This is a genomic window from Helicobacter fennelliae (assembly GCF_900451005.1).
GTDB classification, from domain to species: domain Bacteria; phylum Campylobacterota; class Campylobacteria; order Campylobacterales; family Helicobacteraceae; genus Helicobacter_B; species Helicobacter_B fennelliae.
Genome location: NZ_UGIB01000001.1, coordinates 216,678 through 232,582, shown reverse-complemented (window position 1 = coordinate 232,582; position 15,905 = coordinate 216,678). Strand labels below are relative to the sequence as shown.

Here is a 15,905-nt window from a genome sequence, read left to right as displayed (position 1 = left end):
CGAAGCCTTTTAGGGCTGTGGCAATCCATAAAATCCACTTTTAGAATCTAGATTCTATGAAAACACAATGGCGCGTTAAGAAATTTTAGAATTTTGAGGAAATTTTGTGGCTTTGTAAGGCAAGCGAATGAGTTGCACTTTTGGTGCGTCGCTAGTCGAGACAAGCGAACAAATCCGCAAAATTTACTAAAAAGCTAGGATTTAGAATCTATGGAAACTAGAATCCAAAACAACAAAGGAGACAATCTTGCACTCAATCGATATTACATTAGAAAACCTCAATGAAAATTATAAACTCAATTATGTCGCCAAGCAAGCGTGCGGAAGCGTGCTATACCAAAATGGCGGGACAATTATTTTGGCAAGCGTGGCTATTGAAAAGCAAAGGGTGCAGGAGGATTTTTTGCCCCTCACCGTGCAATACATACAAAAAGCGTATGCAAATCGCAAGATTCCGGGTGGATTTATCAAACGTGAGGGCAAACCAAGCGAATTTGAGATTCTGACTTCAAGGATTATTGATCGCACATTGCGCCCGATTTTTCCAAAAGGCTATTATTATCCGACACAAATTACGATTTTGGTTTTGAGCTATGATGGAATCTGTGATTTGCAAGTGTGCGCTCTACATGCGGCTGCAAACGCACTTCTTATCTCTGGGCTTGAATTTGTCCCGCCTATAAGCAGTGTGCGTATCGGAAAAATCGGCGATGAATTTGTCATTAATCCGACCAAAAATGATCTCAAACAAAGCACGCTTGATTTGTATGTATCAGGAAGTTATAGTGATGTGCTAATGATTGAGATGAAAGGAAGTGATGAGAATCTTGATGAAGAGGATTTGCTTAAAGCAATCAAAATCGCCCAAAAAACAATCGCGCTTGATTCTCAAAAATTTTCAGATTATCTGCTTCCGCTCAAAAATCCTATCCTCACCTTGCCATTGCTTGATATTCAGACTTATCCAGAGATTTATGCCCTTATCCAAAAACAATACGACGAGCAAGTGCAGCAAGCACTTTTAGCGATGTCAAAGAGTGAGCGAAGCGATGGGCTCAATCTCATCGCACTTCAAATCGCTACGCAGAATCCACAATATGACATTGCCAACATTACTGATATGCTTAATCTCTACAAAAAGCATAAAGTCCGCTCTCTTATCTTGAAGCTTCATAAGCGAGCTGATGGAAGGGGATTAGAAGATGTGCGACCTATCACAATAGAGACAAATATTTTGCCTTGCGCGCACTCAAGCGCACTCTTTACGCGCGGGCAGACGCAGGCGTTGGTGGTTTGCACACTAGGCTCTGATAATGATGCACAAATTCAAGAGGATCTTAGTGGAAGCACAAAAGAAAAATTTATGTTTCATTATAATTTTCCCGGATTTAGCGTTGGTGAGGCAAGCCCGATTGGTAGTGTCGGGCGAAGAGAGCTAGGACATGGAAATCTTGCTAAAAGAGCATTGGAATCAAGCATAATTGACAGCCCTTATACGATTCGCTTAGTCTCTGAAATACTAGAATCTAATGGCTCAAGCTCTATGGCGAGCGTATGTGGAGGATCTTTGGCATTGCGTGCGTGCGGGTTTTATAATGAGCTTGTCGCAGGCGTGGCAATGGGGCTTGTGATAGAAAATGATGAATATGCGATTTTGACAGATATTATGGGGCTAGAAGATCATGATGGCGATATGGATTTCAAAGTCGCAGGCACAAGGCACAACATCACAGCCATGCAAATGGATATTAAGCTTGGAGGATTAGATTTTGATATTTTAAAAGAAGCGCTCTATCAAGCCAAACGCGCCAGAATCAAGATTCTAGACAAAATGGAGGAGGCGAGTTTGGAAATTGTCATTAATGAAAATGTGCTTCCTAAAACTGAAACTTTTAGCGTGCCTAATGGAAAAATCGTTGATATTATCGGGCAGGGCGGTAAAACAATCAAAGAAATCATCGAAAAATTTGGAGTTAGCATTGATCTAAATCGCGAAAAAAGCGAAGTGCAAATCAATGCGGATTCCAAAGAATCGCTCCTTGAAGCCAAGCAATACATTCTCAAAATCGTTGGCACGCAGCCCCAATACAAAATCGGAGAAGTATTTGAGGGTGTCATCAAAAAAGTGGCTGATTTTGGTGTGTTTGTCGAGCTTCCTTGTGGCAATGCAGACGGGCTTTTGCATATCAGCAGGATTCCAAAAACAAATGAAAGTATTTATACTCGATTTCACGAAGGGCAAAGGCTTAAATGTCAAATTTATGGAACATTTAAAGGCAAAATTGAGCTTTCTTTAGCTTAGTTTTAGTTTGGTTTTGAGATAATCTAATTTTATTTTCGAGCTAGGATTGTCCTCATAGCTTAAATCAAGGAGAAAAAATGAAAGCATTTTTAGTATTATGTTTCGGTCTTATCGGCTTTGCATTTGCAGGAGAGAGCGTTTTTAATGGTAGTGATTTGTCTTTAGTCGTGGCTCTTTCGGTCGCAGGCGGTGTGATCGGGCTTGGTATCGCAGCACTTGGTGGTGCGATCGGTATGGGTAATGCAGCTGCTGCAACAATTTCTGGGACAGCGCGCAATCCTGGCATTGGCGGAAAACTTTTGGGAACAATGTTTATCGCGCTTGCTTTGATTGAAGCGCAAGTTATCTATACATTGGTATTTGCAATCATTGCGATTTATGGGAATCCATTTTTGCCAGAATCTAAAATGGTTGTTGATGCGTTTAAGGCATTATTAGGCTAGATTCTACCCTCTTTTGAGGGGTTTGCGCTGGTGGTGGAATTGGTAGACACACCATCTTGAGGGGGTGGCGGGGCGACCCGTGCGAGTTCAAGTCTCGCTCAGCGCACCACTTTCTTTATTCTTTTTATCATTTATTATGGAGCTATTTTTGCATTGCCGGGGTGGTGAAACTGGTAGACGCGCTAGACTCAAAATCTAGTAGGGGCAACCCTGTGTCGGTTCGAGTCCGACCCTCGGCACCACTGAATATTAACTACGGCTATTTTTTATTTACTTTTGCTTTTTGTGATGATTTTTAGTGATTGTATAGAATCTAAATCCTCTTTTTGCTTCTTTTTGCAGATTGCTTTGTTTGGTTTCATCTTGTGTTATTTTTGCGACGCACAATATAATGCGACTCACTTTGGTTTATCTTGCGCCAAACTCGCAAAACTACAAAAATAAACTAAAAATAGAGAATTTTTTACACGCTCTTTTTGTGTTTGCATAGAATCTACTAGAATCTATCGTTTTTTGTCGTCATTGCGAGACTTCCGCTAGGAAGTCGTGGCAATCCATTTTTTGACTAGATTGCTTCGTCCTGTCGTCCTCGCAATTGAGGGAGCAGGTTTATCTTTGCGTGGCAATCTATAAAAATCCACTTTTGATTTTTAGATTCTATATTGTTTTGACGCACTCTACTTGTCATGCCTTAAGCGTTAGCGTTGCAATCTAGGCTTTACTTTTGCAGACTTTATTTTTTATTTATTGCTTTTTTCTGGATTCTTCGGTTGTGCTATGGCACTTCTTAAGACATGACAAAGCGGATTCTATGGATTGCTACGCAAAATTTTCAATTTTGCTTGCAATGTCGGGGCGAGTTTGTCATTGCGAGGTGCGAAGCAACAAAGCAAAAGAGAATCTAAAATTCATTTTCTGTATTGCTACGCAGTTTTACAACTGCTCGCAATGACAAATTAGAATCTAGATTCTATGGAGATAAAAAGAGCGTGTAAAAATCCTAGATTTTAAGATGAGTTTGCAAGGGTTTGCAAGGGTTTGATAGATTGTGAAGTTTTAAAGTGAGGGGATAGAACTTCAAAGAAATAAAACTCATGATTCATTGACAAAGCGAAAAACAAATCTCGCAGCTCAAATCGCTTAAAAGCTAGATTCTAGATTCTATATATCGCAATATAAATGAAAGCTTTGCTTATTCTTTAAAGAGTGATTGTAATGCGTCAATGCCGACTTTTTGCGTTTGTGTAGCTTGTGTAGATTCTGGTTTTTCATCATTAGGTTTGCTAATCTCGTTTAGCTCGATGTCAAATCCTGTAAGCATAGAAGCAAGGCGGATATTCACGCCATTTTTGCCGATTGCTTTGCTTTTTTGATCGGCGGCGATAGAGACGATAGCCTTTTTTGCTTCTTCATCGTTTTGTGTGATTTTGACAGAAGAGATCTGCGCTGGGGCTAGAGCTTTGGCTATAAAGACTTCTGGTATTTCAGAATATTCGATACAATCGATATTTTCGCCATGAAGCTCTTTGCTTACTGCATTGATTCTCACACCTTTTGTTCCTACTGTCGAGCCGATTGGATCGATACGCACATTTGTGGAGTAAAGAGCCACTTTTGCCCGATCACCGGGTATTCTCGCGCTTTTAAAAATACACACTTCCTCATCTTTGATTTCTGGGACTTCTCTCTCAAGGAGAGCTTCAAGCATTTTTGGAGTCGTGCGCGAAAGCTCGATGTATAGCCCATCTTTACTGCTTTTTACATTTTTTAGCACACAGCTTATTGTGTCATTGATTTTAAATTTTTCGCCTTTGATTCTGTTTTTGAGTGGCAAAATAGCCCTCATATCCTCGATTTCGACAAAGGTATTTTCAGCCTTATCGATAGCGACTACTTGCCCGCTGACAATTTTACCAAGCATGGATTTGAGCTTGACAAAAAGTTGATTCTCGATTGTGCGCTGGATTTGGTATTCCAAATCCAAAAACAACGAATTCACCGCATTGCGACTCATATTTTCAAGCCCGATTTCATAATAAATCTCATCGCCGATATTGACTTCTGGCGAGCTTTGGCGCGCTTGTGTGAGAGAGATGTAATTTTGCGGACTAGATTCTAGTAATAAATCATCATCAGCGCAAATTTTTACAAGGTGGATAAGCTTAAAAGTTCTATCTTTTTGGTTTTCCTCAACGATATAATTTAGATTCTCGCCAAAATATTTTTTTGCCATTTTGATGAGTGTTTCTTTTAGCACTTGCGAAACTACAGAAGTTTCCAAGCCCTTTTCACACGCTATGAGTTCAACAATATCAAGTATTTTTTCCATTATGTTTGTATCCTTAATTTTTGAGAATATTTCTGGAGAATCTTTGAAGTTTTTGCATTATAGCAAATTTTTAAGGCAATTCTAGTTACAATGCGTCAAATTTTATTTTGGAGGCGCATACTTATGGAATTAAAATTAGCCACTATGGATATTGGGCAAACACCCAAAAAAATCACTCTTGATGGGCTTTATGAGCAGATAAGCTCGACAAATAAAGACAGCATTTTTTATTATTTTGATAGAGAAAATAGCCATAAGGAATTGCAAAAAGCAAAGACTTTCCTAGAATCTAAGGGCAAAAAAGTCTATATTGATGAGGTGCATTATGGACTTGATCCAAAAGATTTTATTTATGAATTTCACATTGTTTCAAAAATAGATTGATGAAGCTTTTTATAGAAACACTTGGCTGTGCGATGAATGAGCGCGATAGCGAGCATTTGATCGCGGAATTAGAGCAAAAAGAAGGCTATGTGCTTACTGATAGGGCAGATGAGGCAGATTTGATTTTGATTAATACTTGCTCTGTCAGAGAAAAGCCCGAGCGCAAGCTATTTTCTGAAATAGGGCAATACGCCCAGATCAAAAAGCCAAATGCCAAAATCGGAATCTGTGGTTGCACAGCAAGCCACATGGGCGCAGATATTATCAAAAAAGCTCCAAGCGTGAATTTCGTCCTAGGCGCACGCAATATCTCCAAAATCACGCAAGTAATCCACAAAGACAAAGCAGTTGAGGTGGATTTGGATTATGATGATAGTTTGTATGCGTTTGAGAGTGTGCGTAGTAGCGGGATCAAAGCATTGCTTAATATCTCAATAGGTTGCGATAAATCATGCGCGTATTGTATCGTGCCACACACAAGAGGCAAAGAGATTTCTATTCCTTCGGATTTGATCCTTAATGAAGCGCGCAAACTCGCCCAAAATGGCATAAAAGAGATTCTGCTTTTGGGGCAGAATGTCAATAATTATGGTGTGCGCTTTTCTTCAGAGCATAAGAAAATTAATTTTGCTACTTTGCTATCTGAACTCTCGCGCGTTGAAGGCATTGAGCGCATTCGATTTACTTCTCCGCACCCATTGCATATGGACGATGAATTTATCGAAGAATTCGCACGCAACAAAAAAGTATGCAAATCCATCCATATGCCATTACAAAGTGGCTCAAATAAGATTCTCAAATCAATGCGTAGAGGCTATACAAAAGAGTGGTTTTTAAATCGCGTAGAAAAAATGAAAAGCCTCATTCCCAATCTTTGCATAAGCACAGATATTATCGTGGGGTTTCCGAGTGAAGAGGAGAGCGATTTTGCCGATACTTTAGAGGTTTTGGAAAAAGTGCGCTTTGATACTTTATATAGCTTTATTTACTCAAGGCGACCTCATACTTTGGCTGATTTATGGGGAGATAAATGGAGTGTGCCAAAAGACATCGCCTCATCAAGACTTCGCACACTGCAAGCACGACATAGAGAGATTTTGCAAGAAAAAGCATCACAAGAGATTGGCAGGGTGTATGAAGTGCTGATTGAAAATACCTTTGACGATGGCGCGATGCGCTTTAGTGAAGGGCGGAGTGATAATAACAAACTTATCCACATTAATGATGAATGTCTCAAAATAGGCGATTTTGTCGATGTAGAGATTGTCAAAAATGAAGGCGGAAGCCTGTTTGGGCGCGTCAAAAGAGGCTAGAATGAATCTCAAGCAAAAAATGATTTTATTTTTTGTTCCTCGTCTTGGGTATTGTTTGGTATGGATTTTGTATGCACTTAATCGTCATCGCTTTGTGATTGATACAAATCTAGAATCTGACAATGTGATTATTGCATTTTGGCATGGAGAGATTTTGATGATGCCATTTCTGTATCGTAAATTACGCAAAAAGCCAAATGTATATATCATCGCAAGTAGCCATTTTGACGGCGGGCTCATCGCAAATATGTGCGAGCTTTTTGGTATGAAAGTGATTCGCGGAAGCACAAATTCTGGTGGCTCAAATCGTGGCGGTGTGCGCGTGCTTATAGAATCTTTCAAAGCCCTTAATGATGGCTATGATGTCGGTGTGGCAATGGACGGACCAAGGGGACCATATCACCAAGTCGCTGATGGTATGATGATGATGGCACAAAAAACAGGCAAAAAAATCACCATTTGTCGTATTTTTCCTAGCCGATATTATGAGTTTAAAACATGGGATAGATTCAAATTGCCTCTACCTTTTGGTAAAATACATTATTTTATGAATGAGGGATTCTCTATCAGTAGGGATTTGTCCTTAGAGCAGGCACGTCAAATGGTGAATGCCAAAATCAGTCAAACAGAACACAAGGAATAAATATGGGGATTTTTAGTGCAATAGTATCGCCATTTTTTAGCAAGGTGTTTATCTCGATTAATATCGATGCGTCCTCTTGTTTTATCAAGGTTTCTAGACTCAAAAACAAAACAAAAACAGAATCTTTTTTTAAAGAGTTTAAAACTATCAATGGCAAGATTCCAATGGACGCTATCAAAATCATTCGACTTTATCACAAAAAATATCCATTTACTTATATCGCTGCTATGCTAAAAACGCTCGCTCAAGGCGTGGTGTTTGACAAAAATGACAAACGCATACTCAAAGACATTAAATCAAGCCAATACCAAGTCATCGAGCAAAATGGAGTAGAGTTTTTCGCTCAAAAAGCCATGATTAAAGATTATTTAAAAAAATATGACGGAATTGGCAAGATTGATTTTTTGTTTTCGCCATTTTTGCTTATTGCTCATCACATTCAGCAAAACCCAACAGAAGGCAAAAATCTTTATGTGCTACTTCAAAGAGGCAATATCGCGCTAATGATTATGCAAAATCAAGAGATTTCTTTTTCTGGATTTTTTTTGACAGATAGCGAGGTTGAGATTGTAAGCAATAAAGATGACGGAATGAATTTTGAATTGCGTCAGTTTGATGATTTTTCGATGAATGAAGAGTTTGAGAATTTTTCAAAGATTAATTTTGATTTTTCGTTGGAGCATTTGCAGACTGATATGTTTGTCCCAAATCTCGAAGAAGATGAAAAAATCACTTATAATGATATGTCAAAAGCCCCAACTATCGTAAAAGTCATATTAGATTCTCTCAAAGAATACTACCAGAATCCTATATGCAAAGGAAGCTTTATAGAGAAGATTATTTTTTTGGACGCGTGCAAAATCGCTGATGATGCGTTTGAATTTATCTCAAAAGAAGTCATGATAGAATCTGTAAAAAGGGATTTTAATTTATCTCAAGTGCTGATTGATTTTGCTAGGGCAGAGATTGGAGAGAAATAATGAGCTTAAGTTTTATCAAGCCCCAAACCAAACACATTTTTGCAAACATCACAAAAATATGGTGGTTTTATATCGCACTTACAGCGGTTATTTTGGTCGGGTATTATATGTTTTTGCAAATAGAGAGCGCGAATTCTTTGCGACGTGTAGCCGAGTATCGCGCACTTCAAAGCAAAATCCAGCTTCAGACAAAATATCTGAATGAATACTTTGAACGCATTGTATATGAGGCGACTTTGACAAACAAAAGGCTTGATACGCACAATATCCGCAAAGAAAAGCTGCGAGATTTGCTTGAGATTATTCCTGACAAAATCACCATAAATTTCATAGAATTTAGCAATTATTCGCTCACACTTAAGGGCGTTACACCTTCTAAAGAGTTTTTTTATTTTGGGTTGCAAGCATTGCTTAAAGCAAGCTTTGGTAAATCAAGCGTGAATTTTTATGCATTGCCAAATGGGTGGTATCAATTTATCTCTCTTAGCTACATCGAGCAAGAATTAAGCCAAAGCCAAAAGAGCGATGAAAAATGATGAAGAATGATGAAAAAGCGTGATACATAAGGAAAAATAATGAAAAAAACTTGGAAAAACTTTAAAGTCCCAAATTTTAGAAATCTAGATACTGATTTAGTGCTGCACAATATGATATTTGTGGTGATTTATATTGGCGCGATTTTGATGTTTTTTAGCTATATGCTCTGGCCACTGATTTTGGATTTTAAGGTCAAATACATCGAGGAGAGAAAGCAAAATCTCATTCTTACAGAAGTCCAAAAAGATTTTGATAGCTCAAAAGATAGGCTCGTTTGGCTTCTTACAAATAACAAATCTCTTTTGTCGCGACTCAATAATGCCAAATCGCAAAACATTATCACAGATTTGTTGGCGCAGTATTTTAGCAAAAAGTCTATGCGCTTGCTCTCTTCTCACATCGATGAGGAAAGCCAAATCAAAACCACCCTCTATCAGATACAAGTCCAGACGGAGGATATAGGCAAGTTTTGGGAGTTTATCACTGCGCTTGGAGAGAGTGATACAAGCATTATTATCTCGCTTCCTGTGCAAATCCAAAAAGCCAGCATGCAATCTAGAATCTATGATATTGTTTTCAATGTAGAGACAGCACATAATGTTTATAAGCTCAATCCTGAGATAAAGCAGATTGTAGATTCTGCGTTGCGTAAGAAATAGCTTTTATTTTTGTAGAATCTTTATCTCTAAAGTATATGCGTCTTATACAAAAGCTCGACACTTGTAACAATCAGCGCAAAAGCATAAATCCAAAGAAGTGCGATTCTATGGATTTTGGCTGAGGCTTTGTGGATAAGATAAATGCCAATACTCACCCCGACAATTGATGAAAGCCCGATGTATATTCCGATACGCATTATATCGTGATTGATAATCCCTGAGCCATACAAAGACGCCACGCCAGAGACTGATGAAAAAATCACAAAAAACAGCGAAAGTGGCACGACTTTTTTGGAATCATACCCCAAATAATACCCCAAAATAGGCGCGATAAGAAGCCCACCACCGATACCTAAAGAAATAGCAAAAAATCCTGTGAAGACGCCAGCTCCTATGAGAATGGCATTTTTTTGAATGCGATTTTGAATAGGTGGAGTTTGGCTTATTGTGGGTTTGATTTTGAATGCGAAACGATAAAATGAAAAAAATGTAAGCACCAAAAATAGCCCACCAAGCGCAACTTCGCTTAAGAGATTATGGATAAGCCCGCTAAAGCTCGCCCCAATAAGCCCGCCCAATCCTATGAAAATACCATCTCTAAGATCAAGGAGATTTTTTTTGTAATTGAGAATTGAGCCAAAGATTGATGAAAACACCATTTGGATAATCGAAATCCCGATAGCATGGTGGATAGGCAGTCCAAACGCAAACATAGCCGGCACAATGATAGTCCCACCGCCGATACCAAAAAACCCAGCCGCAATCCCAGAAATAAGCCCCAGCGCGATAAATCCTATAATCTCATACTCCATTGCTATCCTTTGTTGTCCTTGCTTGTGAAAGTAGAGCGTATTGTATGATATTTTGCATAAAATTATCAATGATTTTGCGCTTTGTGCCATTGCGTATATAAAGCTAAGGATTACTCCATAAACAGCCTCAAACTTTATCAGTGCTAAAGTGAGAATCTATAAATCATCATTCTAAGGCTTTGCAAAACTAAAGAATCCTAGAAAATTTTGTCATTGCGAGTAATCGTGAGGTCGCGTGGCAATCCATAGAATCTAATCGTCATTTTAACTTTTTGATTTTAGATTCTATGCAAACACAAAAAGAGCGTGTAAAAAATTCTCTATTTTTAGCTTATTTTTGTAGTTTTGAAAGCTTTGGCGCAAGATAAAACCAAAGTGAGTCGCACTATATTGTGCGTCGCAAAAATAACACAAGATGAAACCAAACGAAGCAATCTGCAAAAAGAAGCAAAAAGAGAGGATTTAGATCACATGTAAATATGTAAATGAGAATCTAGAATCTATACTCTAGCCCTAGATTCCCGCCTATATAATGCGCGCCGACCAAAGCACTTTTATAAAACCCGCTTACCTGCATAGAGAGATTGCGCGTGAAATGCCAACTTCCGCCAAGATTGAGTGCGATTTTGTGCGTGTATGGCGATGCGAAATGCAAAGGATTATCAGCCACATATAGCGTAAAATCCTTATGAGAATCCGCCAATGTCCGCTCATATCGCGCATCGACAAAAAGATTAAAATCTAAGTTTGGATACAGATCATAGCGCACGCCAGCCACAGCGTCCAAAATATACGCCAGATACGATGACGCCTTAAATTGCAGTAATTCAGAATCTGTAATGGCATTTTGGATATTGAGGTATTGATTGAGCCCGATATATGGCTTCAATGCGCTATGTCGCCACTTTAAGCGATAGCCCAAGCTAGAATCTAGCGCGATTTGATACGCGCCAAACTTCGCATTTGAAGCCAGACTCAAAGCCCCCACTCCACTTGCGTTAAACGCGCTATCAAACGCACCACCCATAGCATACAGCCTAAGCCCTATCTCAACCCTGCCAAACCTCATCATATCAACAACATTCACACCAAACAAAGAAGCCCGCACTTCCGAGCGCGCGTTGGTTTTGGCATTTTGTGTGCCACTTTGAGCTGCATTACTTTGAGTGCTTGCATACGCATAGCTCAAAGTTGCGATGAGATTGTGATTTAAAGCACTAAACCCCCCTCTGATACACAATCCACCAATCCTGCCAAAGCCAATGCTAGAGCCAAGATTACCAGAGCCAAATAGCATATTGCCAAATCCACTCACCTCAATCCCGCTATAACCGCGATTTGCGCGATATTGCGTATAAGAGTTTGCATAAGAATTTCTACTTATAGAAACATTTGTGTGCGAGTTTGTCAAAGGATTCACATAAAAATTTGCATAAAAACTTGTAGGCTTAATCTGCTCTTTGAAGCTATCAAACATCACAAATGGCGCAAGCACAAACTGCCCATAGATTCCAGAATCTAGCGCGCTCGTTAGGCTTGTAATGTCGCTTGTCCCGCCAGAAGTATAAAGCGTCTCAAACCTAGATTCTAGCGCGCTTACAATCGCTCTGTCATTGACACTAAATGCGCTTTTAAGGCATTTATTGCGCTATCATTGCGTGTGAGGTTTAGCGTATTGCCATTTAAGCTCGCATTGACAAATCCATTGCCCCAAGCATTCAAAAGTCCAATCGTCGCATCGCCCTTGATAGCGGAAGTGCTAAGGGCGTAATTGCCAAATTTCGCGCTTGCAATATCCACAAAAAGCTTGCCATTATTTGTGATGTTATTTGAGATCAGCTACCCTAGATTCCTACTAGAATCCGCCCCTATCACAATGCTAGAATTCGCGCTATTTTCTATCACGCCCGCACTCACGCTCCCGCCATAAATCAGAATCTGCGAGCCATAGACATTGCCCTTAGAATCTGTAATGCCCGTGCTTGTAAGCTTGCCTGTGATCGTGATACTTCCGCCATTATTGATGATATGCCTGTCTCCGCATTCATCGACATCACAAGGGTTAGGGTTAGGGTAAGGGTTGTCATTTTGCCATTTTCCACCATTTAAGAGATTTCCATTGATAGGGATTGTGCCAGCATTATTTGTCAAAATATCTGTGGCGGGCTTATTGGTATTCACAAGAACCTCTTTTCCAGTCAGATAAATTGTCGCATTTGCTGTGCCGATGTCCCAAGTGCTTGCATTGTTGGTTATGTTATTTTCAAATGCCACAGATTCTGAAGTAATAGTAAGCGTAGAATTAACTTGTTTGAAGTTGTCCTTGCATAGTAAATTTATTACCGCTCCAAGAAAAAGTGCTAGAATCTAAAAGTATAAAGCTATTTTTAAATCCTGAAAAAATACTTGTTGCCAAATCCCCATTAAAAACCAAAGACGCATTATTAAGCCTAAAATAAGTTGTGTCCCTCCGCTGTTGCCTACATTAAGATTTTGAAAGTCATTTATCACAAGTCCTGTATTTGCATTGAGTGTGAGATCATGAAAGCCTATTTGTGTAAGGAGACTTTCATTATTAGGATTGACACGATTTAGCGTAAGTAGAGCTAGAATTTGAAAGCGTAAAATTACTACTTTTAAATTCACATCATACATTGCTACAAGCAGTAATTGCCTTATGCACTCCATCTCTGCCATTGAGCGTATAAGAGTATGGCAGACTTCCTGTGAAGTCCGCATACAAGCCACGCGCAATGATCGTGCAAAAGACAATCAAATAAAATACAGATGTAGTTGTTTTCATAAGCCAAATTTTATCAAAAAGAATATTGCATATCACTAAAGTAGCACACAAAAAGTGCTGAATGTTTTGTGTAGATTCTGTGGAGATTAAGTGGATTATAACGCTACCACTTAAGAATGACGAAATAACAAGTCGCGATGACAAACAAAGTCAAAATGACAAATTTAGATTCTTATGGATTGCCACGCAAGGATAAACCTTGCTCGCAATGACAAACTCGCCTAGTCATTGCGAGGTTTCCGCTAGGAAGTCGTGGCAATCCATAAGAATCCACTTTTAGAATCTCGATTCAAATGCCAATTAAATACCAAAACTAATGTATCAAATCGCAACGCAATACAACAAAACAAAATATTACACACAACACAACAAGTTGCAAATGCAACTATCAAAACTATCAAAAGCACTTATGTCTCGCATTTGCTTCTTTAAGAAACACAAAACACATTACACGATACGGTTTGCCTTTATAAAGCATTTTTAAGGTTTTTTTTACTAGAATCACAGCGCATTATTTAATCCAAATTCAAACCGCAAGGAACAAAGGAAACAAATGAAAAAGTTACATTATCTACATTCTGGAATTTGTGCATTTCTTCTTTCAGGTATGCTTCTTTCTTTTGGTATGGCTGATGAAAAAGCCCTTCAAAAGCAGATTAATGATCTTGAAGACCGACTTGATGAAGTCGAGACAAAAGCAGAATTAAGCAAAGTCAAATTTGGGCTTGATTTCAATACTTCGCTTAATAACTTTATGACTAATCAAAACAACACAACAAGATTTGAAAACGCACGACTTATGCTTGGTGTCTATCTCAATATGAACGCCACTATCGGTAAATACGCGAAATTCACAGGTCGCCTCTCGATGACAAAGGCATTTGGCGATTTGGATCTTGGCTATCCACTTGCAGGCTCTATCGGCACACTTGATGCGGGTAGAGGTGTAGCTGGCGGTGCGGCTATCTATGTAGAGAGAGCGTATGTGGATATTTTTATGGGAAGCAAATTCGCGCTTACACTTGGACGACTTCCTGCTACTGATGGTCCGGGCGCAAACCTTCGCAATGGCTCAGCAAGAATGAGCACTTATCCTGCGCTTGCGGTAAATGCACTTGGCGATGGTGGGGTGCTTACTTATAAGCCTTATAGCAATGCCGCACTTCGTGTCGGATACTCAAAAGTCTATCAGCCACTCGCGCTCAATAGCGATTATGCGGGCGGAAATATCTTTGGCACAGCGGGCGTAAAAGATGCAAATTTGTATTTTGCTGCGTTTGAGACGCCATTTTTGCCAAAAAGCTTCGGGACAAATCTCTTTATGCTTACTTATGTAAATCTTAGTAATTACTCCGCACCTAAAGTCCAAGTCAGTTCTACACAGACAATCCCCGCACAAGATGTAGGAAATATGAATTACATCAACTTGCATTTAGAAAACGAAAAAATGCTTGGAAGTGGGTTTAACTGGTTTATCTCTGCGTCATATTACATCGGCACTGATGGCAAGACATCAACTCTTGCTGCAACGCAAGCAGCAAATGGCAATACTGCTGCAATACAAACTCTTCTGCAAAGCCCATTTACACGATTTGCTAATGAAAATGCGTTTGCTATCCATGCAGGCGGACGCTATGATATAGGCAGACACTTTAAGCTCGGCTATGAATACTTCCATGGAAGCAAATACTGGTATGCATTCTCAAGAGTAAGTATCAACGATCCGCTCAACTTCCGACAAACACGCGGTAATGTGCATGATGTATATGCGATTTGGCAAATCGACTTGTATCAGTTTTTCCGCCTAAGCTATACTGCACAGATTCGCAACTTTGAGGCAGCTGAATTACCAGCAGTTACGCGAGCTACCGATCAAACAACGCATAACATCGCTTTAGCGTATTTACTTAGATTCTAATAAAGGAGTTTTGTATGAAAAAATTTGCTCTACTTGTAATGATGGCATTTATTCCGAGTTTGGTTCTTGCTGATTGTGCATCATTGATGAAAAAATACGACGCTCCTGATCCAGAATCTAAAACAATGGGTCAGATCTCACGCTGGATAGAAAAAAAAGTAACAGATAGCAATGATGCAAAAGAGCTTGAAAAATGCATGATCGCAAAAGCTGCTGACAATCCAAATAAAGCACAGGTCGCAGGTCAATAACCAAGGAGGGTTTATGTCAAAATATAGTGCTAAGATCGAGGGGAGACTAAGCACTCTAAAAAGCCTTAGTCTTTCTAGCAAACTCAACATAGGATTGACGACTCTATCGGCTCTTATTGTGCTTTTGACGCTTGCATTCTTTGGATTTAAATCCACTTTTTCAAATTTCGTGGAACATGAAGAACAAAGTATGAAAGACATTCAAAAAAGCTTTGACGCTCTCAATGGACTCTCCACACGCGCTACCGATCAATTCTCGATAATGAAAAACCACATCAATGAAACCAAGCAAACAATGAATACTTATGAGGAGCTTATCGAGCAGTTTGAATTTATCGGGCAAATCAATGCAAAACTTATCAAACTTCTCACAAATCCGGGTGATAGCAACAATAAAAATATTATCTTGCAGATGACAAAAAGCTGGAATGAAAGCTTTATCAAAAAAGATGAGAATCTTAAAAATTTCTACCCCAAAATAGCCCAAGCATTAGAGATCCAAAATATCCCAATGCTTTGCATGAGATTGGA

The 15,905-nt window shown here is 39.2% G+C and carries 17 protein-coding genes and 2 tRNA genes; 12 read left to right on the top strand and 7 right to left on the bottom strand.

The features are described from left to right. Positions 1 to 244 precede the first annotated feature (244 nt). The 4 genes from DY109_RS01240 to DY109_RS01225 all read left to right on the top strand — a co-directional run bounded on the left by DY109_RS01240 (position 245) and on the right by DY109_RS01225 (position 2,987). Complete coding sequence (locus DY109_RS01240; protein WP_034549174.1) at positions 245 to 2,302, top strand: polyribonucleotide nucleotidyltransferase; 2,058 nt, start codon at positions 245 to 247, stop codon at positions 2,300 to 2,302. A 77-nt stretch (positions 2,303 to 2,379) separates the two neighbouring features. Further along, positions 2,380 to 2,745, top strand: a complete 366-nt coding sequence (locus DY109_RS01235; RefSeq protein WP_023946685.1) for a F0F1 ATP synthase subunit C — start codon at positions 2,380 to 2,382, stop codon at positions 2,743 to 2,745. A 24-nt stretch (positions 2,746 to 2,769) separates the two neighbouring features. Continuing rightward, positions 2,770 to 2,854 (top strand) — tRNA-Leu (locus tag DY109_RS01230). 46 nt (positions 2,855 to 2,900) lie between these two features. Beyond that, positions 2,901 to 2,987, top strand: a tRNA-Leu gene (locus DY109_RS01225). A gap of 950 nt (positions 2,988 to 3,937) precedes the next feature. On the opposite strand, the gene nusA is transcribed toward DY109_RS01225, so the two are convergent. Continuing rightward, entirely contained in the window at positions 3,938 to 5,074 is a 1,137-nt protein-coding gene (gene nusA / locus DY109_RS01220; protein ID WP_023946676.1) for a transcription termination factor NusA, read from the bottom strand. A 123-nt stretch (positions 5,075 to 5,197) separates the two neighbouring features. On the opposite strand from nusA, the gene DY109_RS01215 reads away from it, so the two are divergent. The 6 genes from DY109_RS01215 to DY109_RS01190 are packed head-to-tail and all read left to right on the top strand — an operon-like array spanning position 5,198 to position 9,590. Further along, positions 5,198 to 5,458, top strand: a complete 261-nt coding sequence (locus DY109_RS01215; RefSeq protein ID WP_023946674.1) for an HP0268 family nuclease — start codon at positions 5,198 to 5,200, stop codon at positions 5,456 to 5,458. Next, positions 5,458 to 6,771: a tRNA (N6-isopentenyl adenosine(37)-C2)-methylthiotransferase MiaB gene (gene miaB / locus DY109_RS01210; protein WP_023946672.1), complete on the top strand. Its 1,314-nt coding sequence runs from the start codon at positions 5,458 to 5,460 to the stop codon at positions 6,769 to 6,771. Before DY109_RS01215 ends, miaB begins: the two co-directional genes overlap by 1 nt. Before the next feature lies 1 nt (position 6,772). Then, the gene (locus DY109_RS01205; RefSeq protein ID WP_023946670.1) at positions 6,773 to 7,414 is read left to right on the top strand and encodes a lysophospholipid acyltransferase family protein; all 642 of its coding nucleotides are present in this window, start codon (positions 6,773 to 6,775) and stop codon (positions 7,412 to 7,414) included. A gap of 2 nt (positions 7,415 to 7,416) precedes the next feature. Further along, complete coding sequence (locus DY109_RS01200; RefSeq protein WP_023946668.1) at positions 7,417 to 8,394, top strand: hypothetical protein; 978 nt, start codon at positions 7,417 to 7,419, stop codon at positions 8,392 to 8,394. Then, positions 8,394 to 8,930, top strand: a complete 537-nt coding sequence (locus DY109_RS01195; protein WP_023946666.1) for a hypothetical protein — start codon at positions 8,394 to 8,396, stop codon at positions 8,928 to 8,930. Before DY109_RS01200 ends, DY109_RS01195 begins: the two co-directional genes overlap by 1 nt. 39 nt (positions 8,931 to 8,969) lie before the next feature. Continuing rightward, complete coding sequence (locus DY109_RS01190; RefSeq protein ID WP_023946664.1) at positions 8,970 to 9,590, top strand: hypothetical protein; 621 nt, start codon at positions 8,970 to 8,972, stop codon at positions 9,588 to 9,590. Between the two features lie 26 nt (positions 9,591 to 9,616). On the opposite strand, the gene DY109_RS01185 is transcribed toward DY109_RS01190, so the two are convergent. From DY109_RS01185 to DY109_RS11095, 6 genes are all read right to left on the bottom strand, one after another. Further along, complete coding sequence (locus DY109_RS01185; RefSeq protein ID WP_034549281.1) at positions 9,617 to 10,402, bottom strand: sulfite exporter TauE/SafE family protein; 786 nt, start codon at positions 10,400 to 10,402, stop codon at positions 9,617 to 9,619. Positions 10,403 to 10,895: 493 nt separating this feature from the next. After that, entirely contained in the window at positions 10,896 to 11,897 is a 1,002-nt protein-coding gene (locus DY109_RS01180) for an opacity family porin (RefSeq protein WP_023946658.1), read from the bottom strand. Positions 11,898 to 11,998: 101 nt separating this feature from the next. After that, positions 11,999 to 12,202 (bottom strand): hypothetical protein, encoded by a 204-nt coding sequence (locus DY109_RS01175; protein ID WP_023946656.1) that lies wholly within the window; start codon positions 12,200 to 12,202, stop codon positions 11,999 to 12,001. Between the two features lie 39 nt (positions 12,203 to 12,241). Then, complete coding sequence (locus tag DY109_RS01170) at positions 12,242 to 12,676, bottom strand: hypothetical protein (RefSeq protein WP_034549170.1); 435 nt, start codon at positions 12,674 to 12,676, stop codon at positions 12,242 to 12,244. A gap of 93 nt (positions 12,677 to 12,769) precedes the next feature. Beyond that, the gene (locus DY109_RS01165) at positions 12,770 to 13,048 is read right to left on the bottom strand and encodes a hypothetical protein (protein ID WP_147291151.1); all 279 of its coding nucleotides are present in this window, start codon (positions 13,046 to 13,048) and stop codon (positions 12,770 to 12,772) included. A gap of 1 nt (position 13,049) precedes the next feature. Beyond that, entirely contained in the window at positions 13,050 to 13,349 is a 300-nt protein-coding gene (locus DY109_RS11095) for a hypothetical protein (protein ID WP_147291150.1), read from the bottom strand. A 409-nt stretch (positions 13,350 to 13,758) separates the two neighbouring features. On the opposite strand from DY109_RS11095, the gene DY109_RS01155 reads away from it, so the two are divergent. After that, the gene (locus DY109_RS01155) at positions 13,759 to 15,123 is read left to right on the top strand and encodes a DUF3373 family protein (protein ID WP_023946642.1); all 1,365 of its coding nucleotides are present in this window, start codon (positions 13,759 to 13,761) and stop codon (positions 15,121 to 15,123) included. A gap of 14 nt (positions 15,124 to 15,137) precedes the next feature. Continuing rightward, positions 15,138 to 15,374, top strand: coding sequence for a hypothetical protein (locus DY109_RS01150; RefSeq protein WP_023946640.1), 237 nt, complete (start codon positions 15,138 to 15,140; stop codon positions 15,372 to 15,374). Positions 15,375 to 15,905: the final 531 nt, after the last annotated feature.

Coding starts and splice junctions, on each gene's coding strand:
- DY109_RS01195 (WP_023946666.1), top strand. CDS start 8,394: ATGAGCTTAAGTTTTATCAAGCCCCAAACCAAACACATTTTTGCAAAC.
- DY109_RS01190 (WP_023946664.1), top strand. CDS start 8,970: ATGAAAAAAACTTGGAAAAACTTTAAAGTCCCAAATTTTAGAAATCTA.
- DY109_RS01185 (WP_034549281.1), bottom strand. CDS start 10,402: ATGGAGTATGAGATTATAGGATTTATCGCGCTGGGGCTTATTTCTGGG.
- DY109_RS01205 (WP_023946670.1), top strand. CDS start 6,773: ATGAATCTCAAGCAAAAAATGATTTTATTTTTTGTTCCTCGTCTTGGG.
- DY109_RS01150 (WP_023946640.1), top strand. CDS start 15,138: ATGAAAAAATTTGCTCTACTTGTAATGATGGCATTTATTCCGAGTTTG.
- DY109_RS01215 (WP_023946674.1), top strand. CDS start 5,198: ATGGAATTAAAATTAGCCACTATGGATATTGGGCAAACACCCAAAAAA.
- DY109_RS01235 (WP_023946685.1), top strand. CDS start 2,380: ATGAAAGCATTTTTAGTATTATGTTTCGGTCTTATCGGCTTTGCATTT.
- DY109_RS01200 (WP_023946668.1), top strand. CDS start 7,417: ATGGGGATTTTTAGTGCAATAGTATCGCCATTTTTTAGCAAGGTGTTT.
- DY109_RS01155 (WP_023946642.1), top strand. CDS start 13,759: ATGAAAAAGTTACATTATCTACATTCTGGAATTTGTGCATTTCTTCTT.
- miaB (WP_023946672.1), top strand. CDS start 5,458: ATGAAGCTTTTTATAGAAACACTTGGCTGTGCGATGAATGAGCGCGAT.
- nusA (WP_023946676.1), bottom strand. CDS start 5,074: ATGGAAAAAATACTTGATATTGTTGAACTCATAGCGTGTGAAAAGGGC.